The following is a 20,353-nucleotide window of genomic DNA, read 5'->3' as shown; positions in this document are numbered from 1 at the left end:
AGTCTTCATGAGCAACTAAATAACGCTTAAACATATTCAAAAAACCTTAGGCAACGTAAAACGAACCCGCCCTTCCAAGTATTTTTTCGGAAACGAGGACCGGCTGTGGAGAATGCGCCATTGTGACTTAAACACGGCTGACTTAAAAGCAGCATTTTGCAAAACTGAGTGAAATGCCAACCACTCAACCGTCCTCAATGTCCAAAAAACCGTCTGCACGCGCAATATTGGCTGCGAACGTTGTGAAGTTGCGAGAGGAAAAAGCATGGTCACAAGAGATGCTAGGCTTTGAGAGTGGTTTGCACCGCACATTTATTGCCCACGTTGAGCGCCAAGCGAGAAATATTTCCCTGGACAATCTCGAAAGGATTGCGACCGCGTTCGGTGTCGATGCATATCAGCTTTTGCAGCCCTAGAACGCTATCCACATAGCTGTTAGCGGCGTCCGGCATCAAAATAATTCCCTCATGGAAATTAAAATCCCTCTTGCGCGCTTCTAGGAGCAACGTCTATACTGTTTATGCATACAGTATTTTGGTTGAATTCTTGGACATAGCATGTTAACCGCGCCCCTCACCATCCCACCATCCGTAGCAGAACAACCAGGACAGCTTTCGCTGCGGGATGTATGGCGTGCGAGCGAACTAGCGATATCGCGGTCGACAACATGCAGTACCGGCCATGCGATGCTTGATATTGAACTGCCCAACGGCGGATGGCCCAGGTCGACCCTTGTAGAGCTTCTGGTTCAACAGCACGGTATCGGTGAGATGCAATTGCTAAAACCCGTCCTTGCATCGCTATCCCGTCATCAGCGGGTTGCGCTTATCCAGCCGCCATATCTACCGCATGCCATGGCATGTCGTGCCTGGCATGTGAACGATCGTAATTTGCTCTGGCTCCGGCCAAATCGTTCCGCCGATGCACTGTGGTCAGCCGAACAAATTCTCAAGAATGGTAGTTGCGGGGCTGTAGTGCTATGGCAGTCAAATGTCCGCCCAGAGGCGCTTAGGCGATTGAACTTGGCCGCACAAACGACAGACACCTGGATCTGGTTAATGCGCCCGCTTGCCGCATCGGCAGACGCCTCACCATCACCACTTCGCATGGCACTCCGCCCCGCTCTTGGCGGGGTTTCCGTAGACATCATCAAACGCCGTGGTCCTCATTGCGAGAACCCCATTTTTTTACCGCTTGCGGATATGCCCGCTGGTCGCCAAATGCTGGATACAGACCATGAAACTCATGTTAAGCGTGTACCTGCCACTGCTGCCATTGGAAGCCCTGCGTCCATGTTGGTCTGAACGTGGCCCGTACGCTGTTGTTGACAGAGGCATAGTCTTGACGTTGTCACACGAGGCTGCGTGCGCCGGAGTTCGACATGGCATGCATAGCGGCGGCGTAGCGGCAGTCGCACCGGAAACCGTAATTCTTGAGCGCGCACGAAACCAGGAAGACTTGGCCCTTGAGGCTATCACGACTTCCTTGATGCAGTTCACACCCGACATTACCTTCCAGGCGGACTTCTCCGTGCTCCTCGATATAAGCGCGAGTCTGAGATTATTTAAGGGGGCACATGCCCTGAGCCTCCGCGTGATGAACACTATCAAGGCCTTAGGTTTCACGTCGCATGTGGGGACTGCACCTACTTCCGAAGGTGCATGGCTATTCGCCCACAGCTCTCGCATGAAAGGCCTGCCACTTCGCCGTCGGGTCTTGTCGATGGCCTCGATGCATAAGCGACTTAACCTACTGCCTTGCGGTCTTTTGCCAGAGACAGCCCCTTTTCATGATTGGCTAAATGACGTTGGCGCAAGGCGCCTTGGTGCGTTGCGGCGGTTACCGCGAGCGGGGCTTCTGCGTCGTACCAACAAAGGGTTATTGGTCGCACTGGACCGGGCATACGGTGATGAACCTGAAATGCACGAATGGATAAAGCCTCCTTTGCATTTTTCGGCCCGGGTCGAGACGTTTGACCGCGTGGAGCATGCTGATGCGCTTCTGCATGGTGCGACCCGACTTATTCTTCAGCTTGTCGGATGGCTCGTCTCGTTACAACAATCCGTAAGGGTGCTCACGTTATACCTGGAGCACGAACGTGGCCGTGCAGCGGTACCGCCGACAGAAATCGAAATTGCGCTTGCAGAACCCGTTTGGCATGAGGCGCATCTGGTGCGGCTGCTGAAAGAACGATTGGGTAAAGTGGAGCTGGAGCGCCCGGTAATCGCATTGCGGCTCGACGCGGTGAAAATTGAAGCTATGCTGCCGCAAAACGACTCGCTTTTCCCAGAACCCGGCGGTTCGCCTCAAGACTATGCCCGTCTGCTGGAATTGCTGACTGCACGATTGGGGCCTGAGGGAATTTTGGTACCGGCATATGTGGATGATTATCGTCCCGAAGTTTGTAATACTTGGGTGCCTGCGAACACCAAGCGCCCCAAGGCAGATATGGAAATTTTAGATGGCCGTCCGTTTTGGTTACTATCAAAACCAATCAAATTACTGATGCGAGATGACCGACCTTTTTACGGCGGTAGCCCACTGAAGTTTATCAGTAGCCCTGAGAGGCTGGAGGCCGGTTGGTGGGATGACCAGACAGCAGCGAGGGATTACGTTGTTGCACAAGGAGCCGATGCGACTTGTTATTGGATTTATTTTGAGCGTATAAAAGAAGATGCGCGGTGGTTTCTTCACGGCCTGTTCGCGTGACGTATGCATACGCTTCCATCAACGCCATTGAGGCCTGCAACGGCGGATCTACCTGCTTATGCGGAGCTCCAATGCTCAAGCTACTTCTCTTTTTTGACCGGAGCATCAGCGCCTGATCTGTTGGTTGAACGTGCTCACCAGCTCGGGTATAGCGCACTCGCAATTACAGACGAGTGCTCACTGGCCGGGGTAGTACGCGCCCACTTGGCAGCAAAAGAATTAGGACTTCACCTGGTCATTGGTAGCCAGATGAGGGTGACACCTGAAGATGGAAGCCCCCCCTTTCAGTTACTTATTCTAGCGACAAATCGCAATGGATATGGGAATCTCAGCGAGCTAATTACGGTCGGGCGTATGCGTAGCGAAAAGGGTACCTATCTCATAAGGCCCCGCGATATCGCCACGCCAGTGGGCGACCTTGTTCACCTTCGGGGTCTGCCGGATTGTCAGTTTGTTTTGTTGCCTCAATATTGTGCCACGCTCCAAGAGCTAGAGCGCCAAGCCGCTTGGCTTGTTCAGTGTGCACCTGGCCGCGCTCGTATCGCACTTACCCTTCACCACAGGAACAAAGACTCGGCGCATCGCCGGCTTGTCCAAGATATCTCGGACGAATTCAGCTTACCTATCGTAGCAACAGGTGACGTAATGATGCACGTCCGTTCGTATAAGCCCCTGCATGACACGATCACGGCAATTCGGCATAACATCCCTGTCGCTCAATGCGGATACCGGCTCCCACCAAACGCCGAACAGCATTTGCGTTCACGACTACGTCTTGGCAATCTGTACCCACGCGAAGCTCTCGATGAGTCCGTGCGTCTAGCTCAGCTATGCAATTTTTCGCTTGATGAGCTCAGGTACGAATACCCGCACGAGCTTGTACCCGACGGTGAAACTCCAACTTCATATCTGCGCAAGGAGTCGTACATCGGGGCGCATTGGCGTTACCCCCAAGGCATTCCTGAAAATGTACAGGCACAGCTGGAACATGAACTCAGCATCATTGCCGAGTTGCGATACGAGCCATATTTTCTCACTGTTTTTGATATCGTACGATTTGCCAGGTCACAGCAAATCCTTTGCCAGGGACGAGGCTCTGCTGCGAATTCAGCGGTCTGCTACTGTCTGGCTGTTACAGAAGTAGACCCTTCGCGCGGAACCCTTTTATTTGAACGGTTTATGTCAAAGGAGCGAAACGAGCCTCCGGACATCGACATCGATTTTGAGCATCAACGGCGAGAAGAGGTCCTCCAATATGTCTACAAAAAATACGGAAGAATGCGCGCAGCTCTAACTGCAGTCGTGATTTCGTATCGCCCTAAATCGGTGCTACGCGATGTTGGGAAATCCCTCGGAGTTGACTTGGCTGTCGTGGATGCAGTGGCGAAGGCCGCCAGCAGTTGGAGTGGGAGTACGGACCTTCAAAAGCGTTTGCTCGACTGCGGATTTTCAAGTGAATCATCAATTGTAGAAAAATGGTCAGACCTCGCCGATGCGTTACTAAACGCGCCGCGTCACCTATCTCAGCACCCAGGTGGATTCGTAATTTCACACACAAAACTCTCCCGGCTTGTACCCATTGAAAACGCGAGCATGGAGGATAGAAGCATCGTGCAATGGGACAAAAACGACATCGATGCAGTAGGTCTTATGAAGATTGACCTGCTAGCCCTTGGGATGTTGTCGTGCCTCCGTCGCACACTGGAGCTTGTTTCACAGCAGCGCGGCTCTAGGTTCGAGATGGGTGACATCCCTGCGGAAGATCCTGCTACATATCAAATGATTTGCGAAGCGGACACCGTGGGTGTCTTTCAAATCGAGAGCCGAGCGCAGATGGCTACTCTGCCTCGAATACAGCCGCGCACATTTTTCGACTTAGTAATTGAGATTGCGATTATTCGACCAGGGCCTATTCAAGGCGGAATGCTTCAGTCATACATTCGACGTCGTCAAGGACTTGAGCCAGTGACATATCCTGGACCTGAAATTCAATCGGTTCTTGAACGCACGTTGGGCGTGCCGATTTTTCAGGAGCAGGTTATGTCGATCGCGATGGTCGCGGCCGGATTTTCAGCAGGTAAAGCGGATGCGTTGAGGCGGGCCATGGCAGCCTGGCAGCGCAAAGGTACTCTGGAACAGTTTGAAGCAGACCTTCTATCTGGGATGACTGAGCGCGGCTATACCATTGAATTTGCGAACTCAATTATCTCGCAAATCAAAGGCTTTGCTGAATACGGATTCCCAGAAAGCCACGCGAGCAGCTTTGCCTTACTGGCGTACGCATCGAGTTGGCTCAAGTTCCACGAACCAGCCGCGTTTTTGGCCGCACTTCTTAACTCCCAGCCGATGGGCTTTTACTCGCGTTCTGCCCTCGTTCAAGACGCGCAGCGTCATGGTGTCGAAGTGCGTCCGGTTGATGCCTGCATCAGCAACTGGGACGCATCGCTCGAGCCACCGCTGTATGGGACACAGCCAGCAGTTCGACTTGGCCTCAGTAACGTCAAGGGATTTGAACAGGAGGCCGCTTGGCGTATTGAAGAAGCTCGTTCAATCCGTCCATTCGAAAACACGACCGACATGGCGGCTCGCGCCAATCTTGACGCAGGCGATATGAATGCGCTTGCCAGTGCGAATGCGCTTGAATCTTTATCGGGTAATCGTCGCCAAGCGATGTGGCAAGCCAAAGCTAGTGTTCCTGATAAGGGCTTGCTGCGGCCTGCAGAAATTTTGGAAGATTTGGTTGAGTTAGAGAGTCCCACGGAGGCTGAGAACGTGGCCGCCGACTACCGTTATGTCGGCCTTACGCTCGGCAGCCACCCAATAAGCTTCCTTCGTGAGCGTTTGTCAAAAATGAGGTTCATCCCGTCTGACGTTTTGGCTGGTTTCGCCGATGGGCAACTTGCACGTGGCTGCGGCATTGTCACGGTACGTCAGCGGCCAGGCACTGCAAAAGGCGTTGTGTTCATTACTCTGGAAGACGAAGCCGGGACTGTGAACGTAATTTGCTGGCCAACGTTGGTTGAGCAGTTCCGCAAGGAGGTGATGGGTGCGCAGCTCTTGGGCGTGTACGGAGTTTGGCAGTGTGAAAGCAACGTAAAGCATCTCGTCGCAAAACGGCTCGTGGATCTAAGCCATCTACTCGGTGAGCTTGACACCCGCAGCCGCGATTTCCATTAAATCTAGAGGTACTAAATTAGCGACGTGTTCCCTGACTTTCGTCACTACACAGAGTACTCAGAGCCGGCATATGCTACCGAAAGCGAGTTCGTATGCGCTTCGACTTGAGCGCCGATAATCGCAGTTGGGCGATTCTGCTAAACTACCTGTATCAATCACTCTCTTTGCCGGAGATTGAACCATGGCCGCTTTGAAGAAAACCTCCCCCAGCCCGGACAGCTCCTATAAATTGGCGGCCGCCGCTCGCCGCGCCAAGGTCGCTTCCATGGGGGCGCTGATTGTCGGTGAGGTTAAGCCCTCCCAAGGCCGAATCCGCGTCACGCTGGGTGGCAAAGCGATCAGCCGGAACGCCCGCTACGACGCGTTCGGACCGTCCTCCATCGACATTCCCGAATTTTCCAGCGCCCGGAAGCACAAGTCAGCATGAGGATGCGGCCAGGGGCCGCTTTTTTTTTTCGAATACGGCTTTCGCGCGCGAAACTTCTCCCGTAACACAGAACTAGTGGCGATTCCGCCATTGCTTACCGCGTCGAGCAATTTGCTCAACAAGGCTAGCACCGCCCCCCAGGTCAACCATCCCAGGGTTACAATTGCTTGGCTCACGCCTTAGCAGACACGCAAAATACCGACCATACAGCCAAAGGCGCCGTTGCAAGAAAGTTTGGAGCGCCATTATTCCCGGTTTAGGACTTGCGGCTTGCTTTGCTGATGAGCACCTCCAGCAAAAGAGCTGGCACTGGCGCTTGCGAATCCCGGCGTCGATAACAAGGCAACGGCAATCATTCAACGATAAAAGAAGTTCGACAATTTCGTGACCGCCATCGCCATCCTGGCCAGCACAATCGCAAGAAGTTCGAAGTAAGATGATGAGCAGATTGGTGTGGAAGGATTTGCGGCCTATCCGCTCAACTTATCTTACCGAAGGAAGCGAGAGAAATCATGTGCGTCAATTACATCACCGTCTCACGTCAGATTTGCTTCGACTGGTTCCGTACGCTGATTGAGGTAAGCGACGACTGGCGGGATGAAATCTATCGCGATTACACAGCGCCGTTCATCATTCACGACGAACGGGGGCAGCGCAAAGGCTTGGTCGGCAGCTATGGGTTTGTGCCACAGCGGCACCGTCCATTCAAGAAACTTACAAAAGAGGAAGACGCAAAGGTTGAGACGGCGAAGGCTTTGGGGAAGAAGATCCCCGTGCTCAAGCGCATCTCTTTGGAAACGATGAACGCACGCGCAGAAGAAGTGGGGAGCAAAGTCACCTACAAGCGCTTCTGGCTCCTGCAGCAGCTTTGCATTGTGCCGGCCCACAGCATATTCGAACCGAACTGGGAAACGGGTGTTCACGAACGATGGGCAGTGGCGCTTGCCAACAAAGAACCTATGGGGTTGCCAGGTATGTGGCGGACGTGGCAAGAAGAAGATGGCACAGTAACGAACAGCTTCACGCACTTCACATTGAACTCTGACGAGCATCCCTTGCTGCGAAGATTTCATCGACCTGGGGAGGAAAAGCGTGGCATCGCCATACTTAGGCCTGAGCACTACGACGATTGGCTCTCCAGCAAAAATCCGGAATTTTCGCGGGCGCTCGTTGAGCTTTACCGACCGGAAGAACTGACCGCATATCCCGCCCCTAAGCCTAAAATTTCGAAAGTATCTGAACGTGACGAAATGGACCAGGAAGATACTCAAGCTGAGGCAGTGGTGCAATCAGGGAAAAATCAAGGTAGTCTATTCGATTCCTAAAATGCACTAGGTTAAACTTGATCGGACACGCGGCGTCGGATGATCGACAGCTCCCGCACTCCGTTGGTAAGCGTCCGCTGAGCGCCGTCTTGAGTGCTGTAGAAAATTAATCGATGATGGCATCACCCCGCTGGGAAGCGGCGTCATCTCAAAGGGCTGCTGGCAGGTTGCAGTTCCAAGGCAAGAAATCATCAACCCGGTTCACGGGATGATCGGCGATATGCGTCAGCACGTGACGCAACCAGGCTTCGGGGTCGACACCGTTCAGCTTGGCCGTGCCGATCAACGAATAGATCGCGGTGGCGCGTTCGCCACCACTGTCGGCGCCGGCGAAGAGGTAGTTGCGGCGGCCGATGGCGACACCACGCAAGGCGCGCTCGGCAGCCGAGTTATCGATCTCGATGGCGCCGTCGTCGCAGTAGCGCAGCAGTGCCGGCCAGAGTTTGAGCGCGTACAGGATCGCCGCCGCCGTGTCGGACTTGCGAGACAAGGTATCGAGCGCGCTACGCAACCAGCGCTCCAGGTCATCGAGCAGCGGGCGCGAGCGGGCTCGTCGAACCTCTCTTCGTTCGTCGGGAGGCTTGCCCCGGATCTCGGCCTCGATCACATAAAGTGCGGCGATGCGGCGCAGCGCCTCGGTGGTCAACGGGCTTGGCCGCGCCGCGTGCAGGTCGTGGAATTTGCGCCGCGCGTGTGCCCAGCAGGCCGCTTCGCGGATCGTGCCGTGCTCGAACAAGGCGTTGAAGCCGGCGTAGGCATCGGCTTGCAGCACGCCCTCGAACTTGGCTAGGTGCGTTTGCGGATGGATGCCCTTGCGGTCCGGCGTGTAGGCAAACCAGACGGCTGGCGGCGTGGTGTCGCCAGCTGGCCGGTCATCGCGCACGTAGGTCCATAAACGCGCCGTCTTAGTTTTGCCATTGCCGGGCGCCAGCACCGGAATCGGGGTGTCGTCGGCATGCAGCTTCGACGCCGCCAGCACATGGCGTTGGACGGCATCGACCAACGGCCGCAGCAGCGCGCTGGCCGCGCCGACCCAGCTCGCCAGCAGCGCGCGATCCAGGTCGACACCTTCGCGGGCGTAGATGACGGACTGGCGGTACAGCGGCAGATGATCGGCGAACTTGGCCACCAGGATGTGCGCCAGCAGACAGGGGCCGGCGATGCCGCGCTCGATTGGCCGGCTCGGCGCCGGCGCCTGGACGATGGCGTCGCAGCAAGAGCACGCCAGCTTGGGGCGCACATGGCGGATCACGCGGAAGCTGGCCGGCACGAACTCCAGTTGCTCCGCCACATCCTCGCCCAGCGGCCGCAGGCCACCACCACAGGCCGGACAAGTATCGGCGGTCGGCGCATACACCTTCTCGTCACGCGGCAGATGCTCGGGCAATAGCCTGCGCACCGATTTCTTACGTGGCGCCTGGTCAGCGGCCGGCATCTCGCGCGCCGCCTCGGCCTCGTCGGCCTGCAGGTCTTCCAGTTGCAGCTCGAGCTGCTCGATTTGATCGTCCAGCTTTTCCGACTTGCGGCCGAACTGCATGCGCCGCAATTTGGCGATCTGCAGCTTGAGGTGCTCGATCTCGACGGCGCGCGTGTTCAGTTGTTCGGCCATGCCGGCCAATTGCTCGTCACGCTCTTGCAGCAGGCGCTCGCTGGCTAACAGCAATGCCTTCAAGGTGTCGATATCGTTGGGCAGGTCGGCTGGGCTGAGCATGCGTCAAGTTTACGCGAGCCTTGTGACGTTTACAAGGCCGACGTCGGCTTCCAGGTGCGTTCTGGCCGTCGCCAGTCTATGCCTTCGAGCAGCATTGACAGCTGCGCCTACGTCAGCGCCACCGAGCCGTTGGTCGCTTGCGGCCAGATGAAGCGCCCGCGCTCAAGCCGCTTGGCCAACAGACACAGGCCATCGCCGGTCCACCACAGTAACTTGATGAGGTCGCCGCGTCGCCCTCGGAACACAAACACGTGGCCGCTGAACGGATCTTCCTCCAGCCCCGTCTGCACTTTTGCAGCCCGGCCATTGAAGCCGGAGCGCATGTCGGTGATGCCAGCGGCGAGCCAGACACGGGTACCGGTGGGCAGGCCGATCATATCGCAGCACCCGGTCCAACACCTGCGCCAATATGGCCGCATTGGGCTGCCCGTCGATCCGAATGCGAACCGTTGCTAAGAACTGCCGCACCTTGGTTCGGAGCTCGGCGCGCCGTTCGTAAAGATGGTCATGTAGGCAAGAACGCGGAACGGTAATGCAGAACCGCTGTCTTACCGTGTTGGCTGCACTGCCGAATGCTGACAAGCCATCAATGGAAGGCGCGGCGTTGTGTACGGAATGCGGCAGGGAAAACCAAGCAAATGGAGGCACTATGCAACAATCATTAAACCGCAATATTTCGTGTGCTGTTTTGTTTTCGATCGGGCTCATGCTTTCACCTTCCGGTGGCGCGATTGGTTCATTGCCGCCAAGGGCTGAGCCGCAAGGTCAAGCGAACCGGTCAGTCCAACCGGAAATCGACAAACGTACAGCCGAAATGTCGTTGGAGAAACAGGGACAACTGATCGCCGAGGCTCAATCGGCTGTGGCGGAAACGGAGCGGGCCTTGAGGGCATTGAATGAAAAGAAAAACAGCGAAGCGCTCGATGCGCTCGCGGTTGCGACCGGTAAGCTAGAGTTGATCTTGGCAAGAAATCCGAAGCTCGCCCTGGCGCCCGTGCGTACAGATGTGATCACCCATGATTTGTTTGCCAAGATTGACACGGTAAAGGCCGCCGTGAACGAAGCACGCAATTTGCTCAGCGACGGTGAAATTCAAAAGGCGCGCCAATTGATCGAGGGCCTCGGTAGCGAAATTGAATATCGGACGCTGAACATTCCGCTCGCGACCTATCCTGCCGCAATCAAGAGCATTACGCCGTTGATTGATGCGGGAAAAGTCGACGAGGCGAAAGCGGCACTGCAAACCATGCTCAACACTTTAGTCATTACGACCGAAGTGGTACCGCTTCCCAAACTCCGCGCGGAGGAGCAGATCAAGGCAGCCCAGGCACTCGCCGACAAAAAAGGGCGCACCAAGGAAGAGGACGATAAACTTGCGCAGAGCATCCAAGGGGCCCGCGAGCAGATACGTATGGGGGAGACGCTCGGCTATGGTTCAAAGCAGGATTACAAACCGATGTATCAACAGATTGACGAGATCGAGAAGAGATCGGCGGGAGGCAAATCCAGGCTAGGCTGGGTCGACAAGATCAAACGACAGCTCGCTCAATGGACTGGCAGGTGACGATTTTTCCGCTGTATCGGATCGAGCAGATAGCGGCGCGCCAAGGCTTGTCGTTGGCGCGCTTCACGCTACCCTAGTGGATCGGGTGCATCGGCGCGGCTTGCGTCCGCTGATCGACCGCTTGGCCGAACTGCGCAGGGAACGAAGTTGCCTGCATGTGCCCCTGCAGCCAGATCTGCTTCTTCCTTCCGTTCGCTATCGCTACACAACCTTAAGCGTAGATGGAAAGTGGGACCATCACGAAATGCCTCGATCGACGTTCGACGGCCACAGCAGCAATACCCGGTTCGGGTGTTGTGCACTGACGACGATACGCCTTTGCATAGTCTTGCCGGCCAGGCTGGCCTCGACCGTGTAGCTGCCTGGCTTCAGCTTGGCCAGCAGGAAGGGACCGTCGGAGGTCGTGTTGAGCACTTCACGCCCTTTGGCGTCGCGTACGCTAACAGCGACATCGGCGGCAAATTCCGAACGGTGTTTGTTCGCAACTGCAAACTCGAGCGTCAACGGCCAGCGCCGGCTTTCGGCCTGTAGCGCCGCAGCCTCGTCCTGGCCTATGCCCCCGCTCAGGTAGGCGACCTGACCCGTGTTTTGAACCGGCGGCAAGCTCACGCTGGCGGAGACGCTGCCGGCCGCGGCCAAGCCGAGCGCGCCTGCGATGGCGGCGCGATGCATGACTGACTTCATGGCAAACTCCTTTCATTGAGAAAGTGAAGGGAGCGCCCGACAATTGCTACAGGCAATGCTGTGTTGACGTCTCCCTTTACGCCTGATTTAGACAAGTCGGTAGGGCACTCGGTTCCGGCTTCGGGCAAGCGACCTTGGACCGGCAGGCTCACTTCGTCGAGCGCCTTGAACTGGGCGGCTATCTCGCACGTGCCAGCGATCCTCCGCCCGGCAACAAGGTCATCTGGCGCGGCATGCGACGGCGTGTCGACATCCAAATCGGATATTGCCTGGAATGTGAAAATAGTGGGTAATCACAAGGAGCCTTGTAACGTTTACAAGGCCGACGTAGGCTTCCAGGTGCGTTCTGGCCGTCGCCAGTCTATGCCTTCGAGCAGCATTGACAGCTGCGCCTGCGTCAGCGCCACCGAGCCGTTGGTCGCTTGCGGCCAGATGAAGCGCCCGCGCTCAAGCCGCCTGGCCAACAGACACAGGCCATCGCCGGTCCACCACAGTAACTTGATGAGGTCGCCGCGTCGCCCTCGGAACACAAACACGTGGCCGCTGAACGGATCTTCCTCCAACACCGTCTGCACTTTCACAGCCAGGCCATTGAAGCCGGAGCGCATGTCGGTGATGCCAGCGGCGAGCCAGACACGGGTACCGGTGGGCAGGCCGATCATCGCAGCACCCGGTCCAACACCTGCGCCAATATGGTCACATTGGGCTGCCCGTCGATCCGAACGCGAACCTCGCCCAACTCAAGCACGATAATGCCGCCGGCATCGGAGTTGGAATTACTCGGTGCAGGCGCAGTTGGCGCCAGCATCACCGGCAACAGGCCATCGTCTCGCATCAGTGCAGGTACGCCAAGGCGTCCTTGTCGATACAGCCGGCGCCAGCTGAAGACCTGGTTGGCATTGACGCCGTGCTCACGCGCTATGCGCGCGACCGAGGCGCCAGGCTCCAGAGACAACGCCACCAGGGCGCGCTTGAACTCCAACGAATGCTGGCGATAGTGGCCACGTTCATTCGTGGAAATGACCGGTTGAAAATTTGTGTCCATATTCGAAAATTGTGGGCACCAATGCTGTGCCAAAATTTGATCATGGATGACGCTGGTCACGCAGTCCAGACGGCGCTGGAAAGACGCTTACCTCCGTTGCTGCCATTCGTCAACCCAAACGTTTTGGTTGTTAACGCCACAGGGCATCCTGTCCGCAGTCGGTGCGTTGTTGGATGCGCATATTGTCTCAGCGATGGCAGATGGCAGATGGCCGAGGGAGTGCCGACAATGCTCGCGCCGCAGTCGCCACTTTCCCTGCAGCAGGCACCGGTTGGTGAGTGGCAGGTTAATAGCACTGGGATAGGCTTGTTAGCCTATCGCAACACCAGTATGTCGGCGATGAAGTCGGTGAAGGGACTCAGGCTGGCTGGGCTCTCAATGCCGCTTTGGGCCGCGAGTACCAGGATGCGCTCTGGCGCGAATGGTGTCGTCGTTCATCGACAAGAGCCTTGCTTTACGAGCTTTGAACGATCTCTCCGAAGAAACCTCGGTCGAATTCGCCTTCATATTGGTTACATGATAATCGACTCGATGACTGCCGGTGGACTCGATAATAATATCGCCAGTCTTGGTGGTATAAAGCGGAATTTTCAGTTCATATAAAAGGTCGCGAATTTCTTGTCGAGGATGGTCGTGATGATTATCGTAGTTGCTAGTGCAAATCGCCACCGAGGGATTAACTTCTTCCAGAAATTTTTTCGTCGTGAACCCATTGTCGGCGCCGTGGTGAGCCAGAATTAAGATATCGGTCTCCCGCTTAACGCTGGATGCGCGACGGATCATGGATGAGATTTGCGACGACTCAACATCGCCCAAGCTGAGAACATTAAACGAGCCCTTGCGGAAAAATTTAATGCTTGAATTGTCGTTCGAGCCGTCGTAGACCTCACGTGGGTGATAGAAGATATCAGTGTACCCAACACCATCAGTGGAATTAAGACTCTTCACGTACGGTGGGTCTATACGTTGCGCTCGCACAGTGAACGAGCGCGGCTTGGCTTGATAGGCAAGAATCATCTCTTTGCAGGCGATGGCGCACGCAGTGTCATGGTCGTAGCCAGGATACTCGATTCGCTTGGGACGCAAATTTTCCAGTATCCATGTGAGCCCGCTTTGACTGCAATGATCGCTGTCCCAGCTGGTGATGTGCAAGGTGTCAATCGTAGTCTTACCGCAAATGTCGAGCTCTTCACGCAGCCGATCTTCGTTGAGTTCCGTAATCATCGCCTCGATGAGCGTGAAGTGGCAGTCAGCAAAGTAAGAGTACGAGGCGCCGGCGCAGCCAAGTTGATAAGCGCGAAAGCGCGTGTTAACAGATTTCAGCATTTTATGTCTCTAATTCACCGTTTTTGGACGTGGCCCCGTTCTGGGCCAATTTGTATTTTTTTCACATACCGCACTTCACTCGTGCGGTATCGAGGTGTTCTCGCATCGCCTCAGGCATGCACGCCGCAACTAAGCAAATGGCAAGAGTGAATTCGCGGAGCGAATGACGATTGGCGAACTGGACGATTTTCATTTCCTGCGAGCATTTTACAAGTTGGATATGATTAAAATATAGACAGCTCTGGGTGGCTTCAAATGATCCGGACATGATTTGACTGTTAGGGTTCTCAGAAAAAGCGGGCTATAAGGTCGTTGCGAGGTAGACGTTGATATCGGCTTCCCCGACGATAAGCTGTAATGCAGGAAGCCCATCCTCCAACATAGACCGGGCCAAACCAACGAGCTGCACTACATCGTCCTGACTGGCGTTTGCAGAATAACCGCGCGGATGCGAATGCCAGTCACCCACATAGCCAACGATAGCGGCCGTGCGCGACTCGACATCCTTCAGTAGGGCAGCGACACCTTGAGTTCCTCGTACAAACGAGGTCGGGGTTCCGACGCTGTCTGGCGGTGGAGGGCACGCCTTAACTAACACAATGCGTTTGAGCGTCAGGTCGTGATATCCGAGAAGGATGCCGCCTGTTTCATTAGGCAAGCTTGCAACCCGCATTGCCCTCAATTCCTGCTCAAGTCCCTCATCCAAGAATATCGTGAAATCGCCGATTTCTTTTCTTGTTTCTTTGAATGCGTGCACCGCGTGGGAGTAAACATCACCGGTATCGGTGTTGCGATCCCATACCGCGATTTTGGCATCTGCTGTCTTCGCTGTCTTGATTACCATCTGCGCCAAATTGGCCGCATGAAGCTGGACTTGTGCCAAAGGCAGCCTGAAAGAGATATCCCGACAGCTGGCGCCAGTCCAAAAAGTGCCGAGGTTTCCGTACAAGTGGTGCTCGCCCCAAGCCTCTTTTATGATGGCGCGGTAATACTGAGCCTCAATCGTGCGGAGACTAATCGACCTGTCGGCGCTCTCCGCGAGCAAGACAGATGACCGACCACTTGGCGTGATGAATACTGACATATGCCTGGGTAACGTTGCATCGTCGCTCGCTAATCGCGGATAGTCCAACGTCGTCGATGCATCAATGATTAGCGAGGTGCCAGCGAGCGCGGAAGCAACGTCGGCGGCTCCGAACAATGTGGCATCGGCTTGTATTGGGGTGAATCGTGCAGGGTCTCTTGTGACTGCCTTAGCGGCATCAGTTGCAACGAGCGACTTACCATGGCCGATCTCAGCATCAGTTGCCACATGGCGTGTCAGATTGTGCGGCTTTATGTGGTCCTTGTCGATAACAGTCCAAGAGCCCCAACCTGATCGAGCCCATAGGTTGAGCAAACTGCTTCCCAAAGCACCAGCACCTACCAAGACACTTTTGACGCCGTCATCATCAGAGCCGGATTGGTGTCGAAAGTCTTTAAATTCGTTCTTACGTAAGAATGAGAATTGCGCTAACAACATCTCATCTAAGCCATCTAATACGGGCACCTGCCCGGCGAGCGCAGTTTCGCAGACGTACGTCCCCCTATGTAAAACTAATGCACCTATTTTTCGCCCGACTTCAAGAAACGGCTCAAACACCATGAACGCATGGTGGAGCGTTTGAGTTGCGGCGACGGCTGCACTCAACCTCATCGGCGTGTGCAGTACAAAGATAACGTAGGTACCACCGAAAGGTTGTCTCGCAACCTGGCCGGTCAATCGACTCGCAATCTTCTCACGCAGGAGAGCCAGAAGGTCAACGCCTCTCGACGAAAACAAACTAACCAGGTCGGCCATCGTCTCCGGCATGTCTTGGATATACCCGTGCTCGACGGGAGGTAGCACTATCTGTATTGGTTCCGGTGCGCCTGTAGCCAGCTCGGATGTCTCAGAAAGTATGTAAGTATTTCCGCCTCCTACATGCTTCTCAGATATAGCGATTTCAAATTTACATCCATCTGCCACCAGCTCATCGAAATTCGCCGGCGCCACCAGTTCGTCGTTCGAGTCGAAGAATAAAGTTTCGGGGGCTTGATCTGCGGCGTGCAGTGTTCCCGATGCGGTTGAGGCTAGCCACCACTTCACCCGGCGGAGGAAACGCTGAGCTGTCCACGTGCGCAAGACTGTTGCCCTAGGTTCGTAATGGAGGCAAAGCTCTCTCGGTGAGCCAGGTCGGGTTTGATTTTGATGCAGTAGGGTGGGGAACTCAATTCGCAACATCTGCGCGGCCACGTACTGTTTCGAGTCTTGGGGCACCACGAACGCGACGCGTTCGGAAAACTGAATATCGACGCGGGAGCGGGTAGGGATGCCGTGAGTCTGCAAATCAACAACTATGAGTTCATAACGACCGTCCTCGGAACGGCTGCACTCGATAAAAGCGCAGTCCTCATCCCGCAGCACGGCACGCAAAACTTGGCCAGCCCGCTCTAAATGCAGATCAGCAGGTTCTACAGGTACGGCGCTCGGGAAGTCGTAGTACTCGGTCATTGACCGCCCGCACGCGACGGACTCGAAACGGCTGCACCAACGGCACCAACAGCGCCTGACTTAATCCACGCGTTGCCGCTGGAGGTCAGTTCAAAAACGATTGGCTCCGGCTTATTTGCATTAGGCTCTTCCATCGTTACCAGAAATGCCCGGCCGCCCACTGCATCAAGACCCGCTTTATAGCCGTTGCGTGCTTGAATGTGTGGCGGTTGTACCTGCTGGTACGATTCCTTAATGTCGGTGCAGGGATCGCTGCAACTGACGATGTAGGCCCCCTTACGGCCTCTATCGAGAATCTCTTGAACCTGCGGTTTAGGCACAGTCTTTTTTTCGCCTTTTTCATCACTGAGGGCGAGGTAGCTGCAATGGTGTGGAATGTTGTAGATGTCCCATTCGAGCCGGTCCATGTTGCCATGGAACTTGGTAGTGTCGACGATATCTGTCAGACTCTCCCACGTTGCATCGCCGACCTCTAAGTAGTCGAAAATTTCGCCGTCGGCGTCAAGCCTGACATTGAACACCAACGAAGCATCATTGCGAATGATGTCGCCTTCATCACAATGTTTGATAAATGGAGAATGGCAGAAGAACTCCACCTTGTCGTCTACAAGGGTGAAGCCTTCGACGATTGTGCCAGCGTCCACGAACAGATGGTCCCGTGCATTCTCGCTTTCGCCACGATCTCGCAACTTGGGCCGCAGCCATTCCATCAGTGTCTCTGGTTGTGAGAACACTCGAATACCTTTGCCTTCAAGCAGGCGGTGACGACCTTCGCGCAGCAAGATGGCAAACTCATCCATCTGGCTATCTTTATCAGCTGTCTGGACCAACATCGCAGCTGGCATCCAAAGTTCCTCGATTTTAATTCGACCTTCGCCCTGATATTTCTCTGCGTGCTGAAGCTCGAAGAACTCAGTGCTGCCTTGGATGTGATCCAGGTCGGCGTGCGTGAAGGCTACGACGTCGAAGTAGTTACGGCCGGCAGTCGTGAGTTCTGCCTTCAGTTCCGTCTTCAGATTGATCTCCGGGCGTTGTGAGTCTTCCGATGCCGAAGAGTGGTTGAAGTCGAAAAGTATGCGGCGACCATTGTGCAGGACGATTTGCGACGTATCGCCGTGTCCAACAGGGTAAAACTTCACGATATGTTTGGTCGCCATGAGAGTGCCTTTGTTTAGCCGGAAATTATAGTTGCATTATTGATACTTTATCCGCTATTCTGATTTGAGTAAAGGTGTCATTGATGCTTTTTTTATGCAAGTTATGTATGGAAAGCGGTACAAATAAAATGAGTGAAAAAATTTCGTTAGCTTTGTCAGGGGGCGGAAGCCGTGCGATGGCATTCCACGCCGGCGCCCTGAGGTATTTCGCTGAATTGGGCTTGCTGGAAAGCGTAGCCGAGATATCTTCGGTGTCTGGCGGGAGTCTACTGACCGGCCTGATTCTTACGAAATCCGGCATGCATTGGCCAACTTCGCAAGAGTACGTAACCGATGTCTTTGGCAAGGTCCGCTGTACGTTGTGCACCACGAACATCCAAGCGAGCGCGGCCATTAGGCTAGTCTCGCCACGATACTGGCGATTTTTTGGATCCCTCCCAAATCTCGTCGCCCGCGCCATCTACATGGACTGGCGAGTACGGGGTACGCTCAATGACCTGCCGCAATCTCCGATATGGTCAATTAATTGCACGACAGCAGAAAATGGTCGGCGTTTCCGATTTAAGCAAGGGCGCCTAGGTGACTATGAATCAGGATATGCAGAAGCGGGGGAGTTCCCGCTAGCCTCGGCGATGGCTACCTCAGCAGCCTTCCCCGTCGGTATCGGACCATTTCGTCTTTACGCAAAGCGCCTGGCGTGGTGGAAGAAGCCCAGCTGGGGCGCCAAGGTAGAAGAGAAGATTCCGCCCCCATATGAACTTATGCATCTTTACGATGGAGGTGTGTACGACAACCTTGGACTGGAGCCGCTTTTCAGCGCCAGTACCGGCCTCCCCAACAAAGAACATTGCGTCATTGTGTTGGATGCAGGCGCACCACTGGGACGCGGCTTCGGCATGTCATCGCTAAACCCTTTCCGGATTAAACGCCTGATGGACGTGATGATGGATCAGACTCGCGCACTGAGGGTCCGTGGATTCATTAGCTACGTTAAGCAGCACAAAAGAGGCGGCTATCTGGGAATTGTCCGCACCAAAAACATCCGTGAGGTCCTCGAAAAGCAGCCGGATCGATCGAGCTTTTTATCAGAGGAACTGGCGACGCGCGTGACTAACTTCCCAACGTCGCTGAGTAGATTAGACGAGGCCGACTTCGATGTGATTGCGCGCCATGGCTACGAGATGGCAAAGCTAACGCAAATTGGCTTCCCCTATCTTCCATCTGCCTAAACTGCTGAGGGTGCAGGGTCGTGGCCTGCGGAGTCAGCTAGGCTCTGCTAGCTGCTTTCGTGGCCAGAACGGTAGGTTTCAGCATGGTTAGTTTTGTTCAGATTTAAAACTAATGCTGATCAATTTTGCGCACAGTTCTGCGCCTTGTGATTTGGACTAAGGACTATAGGCCAACCAGGCCCCCTTCCTCGACACCTTCGCATTGATACTGCAGGACGAACTGGACCGGCGCCGCTCTCGCCTGATGGACCGGCGCTACCAGCACAGCGGCCTCGACGAGCGCGCCACGCTGGCCGACTTCGACTGGCGCTACAAGGCGGCGATCCACGAGGTGTTAGCCATGGTGATGGGAAATTAGATGATCACGCCAGTGACTGTTACCCGTTGCCTGCGCTTGGAAGGCTTGATCTCCAAGCAAATAATTTGAACGGTCAGACTCAACCAGCCTTAGGGAGCTTTGAGATATCAGCGAGAGCATTCGCCAGGTGAGCTTTTGACTGGCTTTCCTTTTCGTTTGCCAGTTGCGCCGCAACAGCGACTAAGTCGAGCACCGCAGGCACCGCGGAGGCCGCTCCTGCTAACAGAGAGTTCACTGCGCCAAGCACCTTGGCTCTGCTGCGTGGATTTGCAATCGTGAGGAGCGCGCAGAGCAGCAGAGCGAACTTCAGCCAGTCAGGGGCTGCTGTGATGCTGCGCGAGAGCGCTTGTATGCCTGCAACGCACGCGCGAATCGCGGTCAGGCCGGCGAGGGTAAAGTTGGCGCCTGCAACCTTAATGTTTAGTTCGATTGCTGCCGTGCGCGAGTAATCACGCAGATAAAAGATGCAATCGAGCGAGACCATATTTCCTCCCATCGCCGCGATATGTGCATCCTTACTAAGTACTCCATCTGCCCCGAGCGTTTGCTGCAAAGCGACGAATTCAGCATCGTCTGGGTCAACTCCAGCCTTCAGTGATCTAACCAGGTCCTCGTCGGGAATCGCGAGTGTGATTTTGGTCTTGTACACCTCCCAATGCTGTCGCATGACTTCGGCGTCCAGACCTTGAGTTGTCGCCATGAGTGGAATTTTCTCTTCGACCTCTGCGAAGAAAATTGGTGGGGCGTACAGTGTCACCGTCTCAGCCTCTATCACTTCCATCAAACCTGTTTTGGCTTCGTCTGTGCGTCGTTTAGAAGAAAGCCAACGCAGCTCTCCGAGAACTATGTTTGTGTCGACTACAAGTGAAATCTTGGCGATTGCTACCATTGGATAGTTCAGCTGTCGCAGCGTACCTATCGAAGTACGCAGCTCCTTCAGCTTGCTCGAACGCACGGCGAGAAAACTATCGGAAAGTGCTGAGGTTACGTCGGATATTGCGTTGTTCATGCAATGTTTGAGATCATTATTTATGTCGTTTATTTGGAATTTTTTGAGCACTATCGTATGCGTGCGGATTGATTTTGCATTTGAGGTCTTTGTATTGAT

At 55.0% G+C, this 20,353-nt stretch carries 17 protein-coding genes and 1 pseudogene; 9 read left to right on the top strand and 9 right to left on the bottom strand.

Features of this window, described 5'->3' with window-relative positions:
• Positions 1–173: 173 nt before the first annotated feature.
• From ACEN9F_RS11055 to ACEN9F_RS11030, 6 genes are all read left to right on the top strand, one after another.
• On the top strand, positions 174–416 hold the full coding sequence (locus tag ACEN9F_RS11055; protein ID WP_413420070.1) for a helix-turn-helix domain-containing protein: 243 nt from the start codon (positions 174–176) through the stop codon (positions 414–416).
• 141 nt (positions 417–557) lie between these two features.
• Positions 558–1,304 (top strand): translesion DNA synthesis-associated protein ImuA, encoded by a 747-nt coding sequence (gene imuA / locus ACEN9F_RS11050; protein ID WP_413420069.1) that lies wholly within the window; start codon positions 558–560, stop codon positions 1,302–1,304.
• Positions 1,237–2,709: a Y-family DNA polymerase gene (locus ACEN9F_RS11045; RefSeq protein WP_413420068.1), complete on the top strand. Its 1,473-nt coding sequence runs from the start codon at positions 1,237–1,239 to the stop codon at positions 2,707–2,709. Before imuA ends, ACEN9F_RS11045 begins: the two co-directional genes overlap by 68 nt.
• 3 nt (positions 2,710–2,712) lie before the next feature.
• Positions 2,713–5,886, top strand: coding sequence for an error-prone DNA polymerase (locus ACEN9F_RS11040; RefSeq protein ID WP_413420067.1), 3,174 nt, complete (start codon positions 2,713–2,715; stop codon positions 5,884–5,886).
• Between the two features lie 181 nt (positions 5,887–6,067).
• A complete protein-coding gene (locus tag ACEN9F_RS11035) occupies positions 6,068–6,313 on the top strand; it encodes a hypothetical protein (RefSeq protein WP_413420066.1) in 246 nt (81 codons plus the stop codon).
• Between the two features lie 512 nt (positions 6,314–6,825).
• The gene (locus tag ACEN9F_RS11030) at positions 6,826–7,638 is read left to right on the top strand and encodes an SOS response-associated peptidase family protein (protein WP_413420065.1); all 813 of its coding nucleotides are present in this window, start codon (positions 6,826–6,828) and stop codon (positions 7,636–7,638) included.
• A gap of 148 nt (positions 7,639–7,786) precedes the next feature.
• Here ACEN9F_RS11030 and tnpC read toward each other — a convergent pair whose 3' ends face one another.
• Together tnpC and tnpB (ACEN9F_RS11020) are read right to left on the bottom strand one after the other, a co-directional pair.
• The gene (gene tnpC, locus ACEN9F_RS11025; protein WP_413420064.1) at positions 7,787–9,349 is read right to left on the bottom strand and encodes an IS66 family transposase; all 1,563 of its coding nucleotides are present in this window, start codon (positions 9,347–9,349) and stop codon (positions 7,787–7,789) included.
• A 107-nt stretch (positions 9,350–9,456) separates the two neighbouring features.
• Positions 9,457–9,726, bottom strand: a complete 270-nt coding sequence (gene tnpB, locus ACEN9F_RS11020) for an IS66 family insertion sequence element accessory protein TnpB (RefSeq protein ID WP_413420063.1) — start codon at positions 9,724–9,726, stop codon at positions 9,457–9,459.
• Positions 9,727–9,881: 155 nt separating this feature from the next.
• On the opposite strand from tnpB (ACEN9F_RS11020), the gene ACEN9F_RS11015 reads away from it, so the two are divergent.
• Positions 9,882–10,913, top strand: coding sequence for a YfdX family protein (locus ACEN9F_RS11015; RefSeq protein WP_413420062.1), 1,032 nt, complete (start codon positions 9,882–9,884; stop codon positions 10,911–10,913).
• A 237-nt stretch (positions 10,914–11,150) separates the two neighbouring features.
• On the opposite strand, the gene ACEN9F_RS11010 is transcribed toward ACEN9F_RS11015, so the two are convergent.
• The 6 genes from ACEN9F_RS11010 to ACEN9F_RS10985 all read right to left on the bottom strand — a co-directional run bounded on the left by ACEN9F_RS11010 (position 11,151) and on the right by ACEN9F_RS10985 (position 17,658).
• Positions 11,151–11,597 (bottom strand): carboxypeptidase-like regulatory domain-containing protein, encoded by a 447-nt coding sequence (locus ACEN9F_RS11010; RefSeq protein WP_413420061.1) that lies wholly within the window; start codon positions 11,595–11,597, stop codon positions 11,151–11,153.
• 314 nt (positions 11,598–11,911) lie between these two features.
• The gene (gene tnpB / locus ACEN9F_RS11005) at positions 11,912–12,259 is read right to left on the bottom strand and encodes an IS66 family insertion sequence element accessory protein TnpB (RefSeq protein WP_413420060.1); all 348 of its coding nucleotides are present in this window, start codon (positions 12,257–12,259) and stop codon (positions 11,912–11,914) included.
• Positions 12,256–12,702 (bottom strand): IS66-like element accessory protein TnpA, encoded by a 447-nt coding sequence (gene tnpA, locus ACEN9F_RS11000; protein WP_413420059.1) that lies wholly within the window; start codon positions 12,700–12,702, stop codon positions 12,256–12,258. Before tnpA ends, tnpB (ACEN9F_RS11005) begins: the two co-directional genes overlap by 4 nt.
• 315 nt (positions 12,703–13,017) lie before the next feature.
• Positions 13,018–13,968 (bottom strand): ComEC/Rec2 family competence protein, encoded by a 951-nt coding sequence (locus ACEN9F_RS10995; RefSeq protein WP_413420058.1) that lies wholly within the window; start codon positions 13,966–13,968, stop codon positions 13,018–13,020.
• A gap of 301 nt (positions 13,969–14,269) precedes the next feature.
• Entirely contained in the window at positions 14,270–16,501 is a 2,232-nt protein-coding gene (locus ACEN9F_RS10990) for a ThiF family adenylyltransferase (RefSeq protein WP_413420057.1), read from the bottom strand.
• Complete coding sequence (locus ACEN9F_RS10985; RefSeq protein ID WP_413420056.1) at positions 16,498–17,658, bottom strand: hypothetical protein; 1,161 nt, start codon at positions 17,656–17,658, stop codon at positions 16,498–16,500. Before ACEN9F_RS10985 ends, ACEN9F_RS10990 begins: the two co-directional genes overlap by 4 nt.
• 128 nt (positions 17,659–17,786) lie before the next feature.
• Here ACEN9F_RS10985 and ACEN9F_RS10980 point away from each other — a divergent pair, with 128 nt between their 5' ends.
• Positions 17,787–18,887, top strand: coding sequence for a patatin-like phospholipase family protein (locus tag ACEN9F_RS10980; RefSeq protein ID WP_413420055.1), 1,101 nt, complete (start codon positions 17,787–17,789; stop codon positions 18,885–18,887).
• A 169-nt stretch (positions 18,888–19,056) separates the two neighbouring features.
• Positions 19,057–19,200: pseudogene (locus tag ACEN9F_RS10975) on the top strand (ATP-binding protein); the annotation flags it as partial.
• Positions 19,201–19,324: 124 nt separating this feature from the next.
• Here the strand turns inward: ACEN9F_RS10975 and ACEN9F_RS10970 are convergent.
• The gene (locus ACEN9F_RS10970; protein ID WP_413420054.1) at positions 19,325–20,305 is read right to left on the bottom strand and encodes a PIN domain-containing protein; all 981 of its coding nucleotides are present in this window, start codon (positions 20,303–20,305) and stop codon (positions 19,325–19,327) included.
• Positions 20,306–20,353: the final 48 nt, after the last annotated feature.

Origin of the sequence: Duganella sp. CT11-25 (assembly GCF_047302815.1) — a bacterium.
GTDB lineage: Bacteria > Pseudomonadota > Gammaproteobacteria > Burkholderiales > Burkholderiaceae_D > Rugamonas.
This window is presented reverse-complemented; position numbering and strand designations above follow the sequence as displayed.

Bases quoted from the DNA above. Each gene is read 5' to 3' on its own strand.
- imuA (WP_413420069.1), top strand. From the start codon at position 558: ATGTTAACCGCGCCCCTCACCATCCCACCATCCGTAGCAGAACAACCA.
- ACEN9F_RS11040 (WP_413420067.1), top strand. From the start codon at position 2,713: ATGCATACGCTTCCATCAACGCCATTGAGGCCTGCAACGGCGGATCTA.
- tnpB (WP_413420063.1), bottom strand. From the start codon at position 9,726: ATGATCGGCCTGCCCACCGGTACCCGTGTCTGGCTCGCCGCTGGCATC.
- ACEN9F_RS11015 (WP_413420062.1), top strand. From the start codon at position 9,882: ATGCAGAACCGCTGTCTTACCGTGTTGGCTGCACTGCCGAATGCTGAC.
- ACEN9F_RS11035 (WP_413420066.1), top strand. From the start codon at position 6,068: ATGGCCGCTTTGAAGAAAACCTCCCCCAGCCCGGACAGCTCCTATAAA.
- tnpC (WP_413420064.1), bottom strand. From the start codon at position 9,349: ATGCTCAGCCCAGCCGACCTGCCCAACGATATCGACACCTTGAAGGCA.
- ACEN9F_RS11010 (WP_413420061.1), bottom strand. From the start codon at position 11,597: ATGAAGTCAGTCATGCATCGCGCCGCCATCGCAGGCGCGCTCGGCTTG.
- ACEN9F_RS11030 (WP_413420065.1), top strand. From the start codon at position 6,826: ATGTGCGTCAATTACATCACCGTCTCACGTCAGATTTGCTTCGACTGG.
- ACEN9F_RS10980 (WP_413420055.1), top strand. From the start codon at position 17,787: ATGAGTGAAAAAATTTCGTTAGCTTTGTCAGGGGGCGGAAGCCGTGCG.
- ACEN9F_RS10995 (WP_413420058.1), bottom strand. From the start codon at position 13,968: ATGCTGAAATCTGTTAACACGCGCTTTCGCGCTTATCAACTTGGCTGC.
- ACEN9F_RS11045 (WP_413420068.1), top strand. From the start codon at position 1,237: ATGAAACTCATGTTAAGCGTGTACCTGCCACTGCTGCCATTGGAAGCC.
- ACEN9F_RS10990 (WP_413420057.1), bottom strand. From the start codon at position 16,501: ATGACCGAGTACTACGACTTCCCGAGCGCCGTACCTGTAGAACCTGCT.
- ACEN9F_RS11055 (WP_413420070.1), top strand. From the start codon at position 174: ATGCCAACCACTCAACCGTCCTCAATGTCCAAAAAACCGTCTGCACGC.
- ACEN9F_RS10985 (WP_413420056.1), bottom strand. From the start codon at position 17,658: ATGGCGACCAAACATATCGTGAAGTTTTACCCTGTTGGACACGGCGAT.
- tnpB (WP_413420060.1), bottom strand. From the start codon at position 12,259: ATGATCGGCCTGCCCACCGGTACCCGTGTCTGGCTCGCCGCTGGCATC.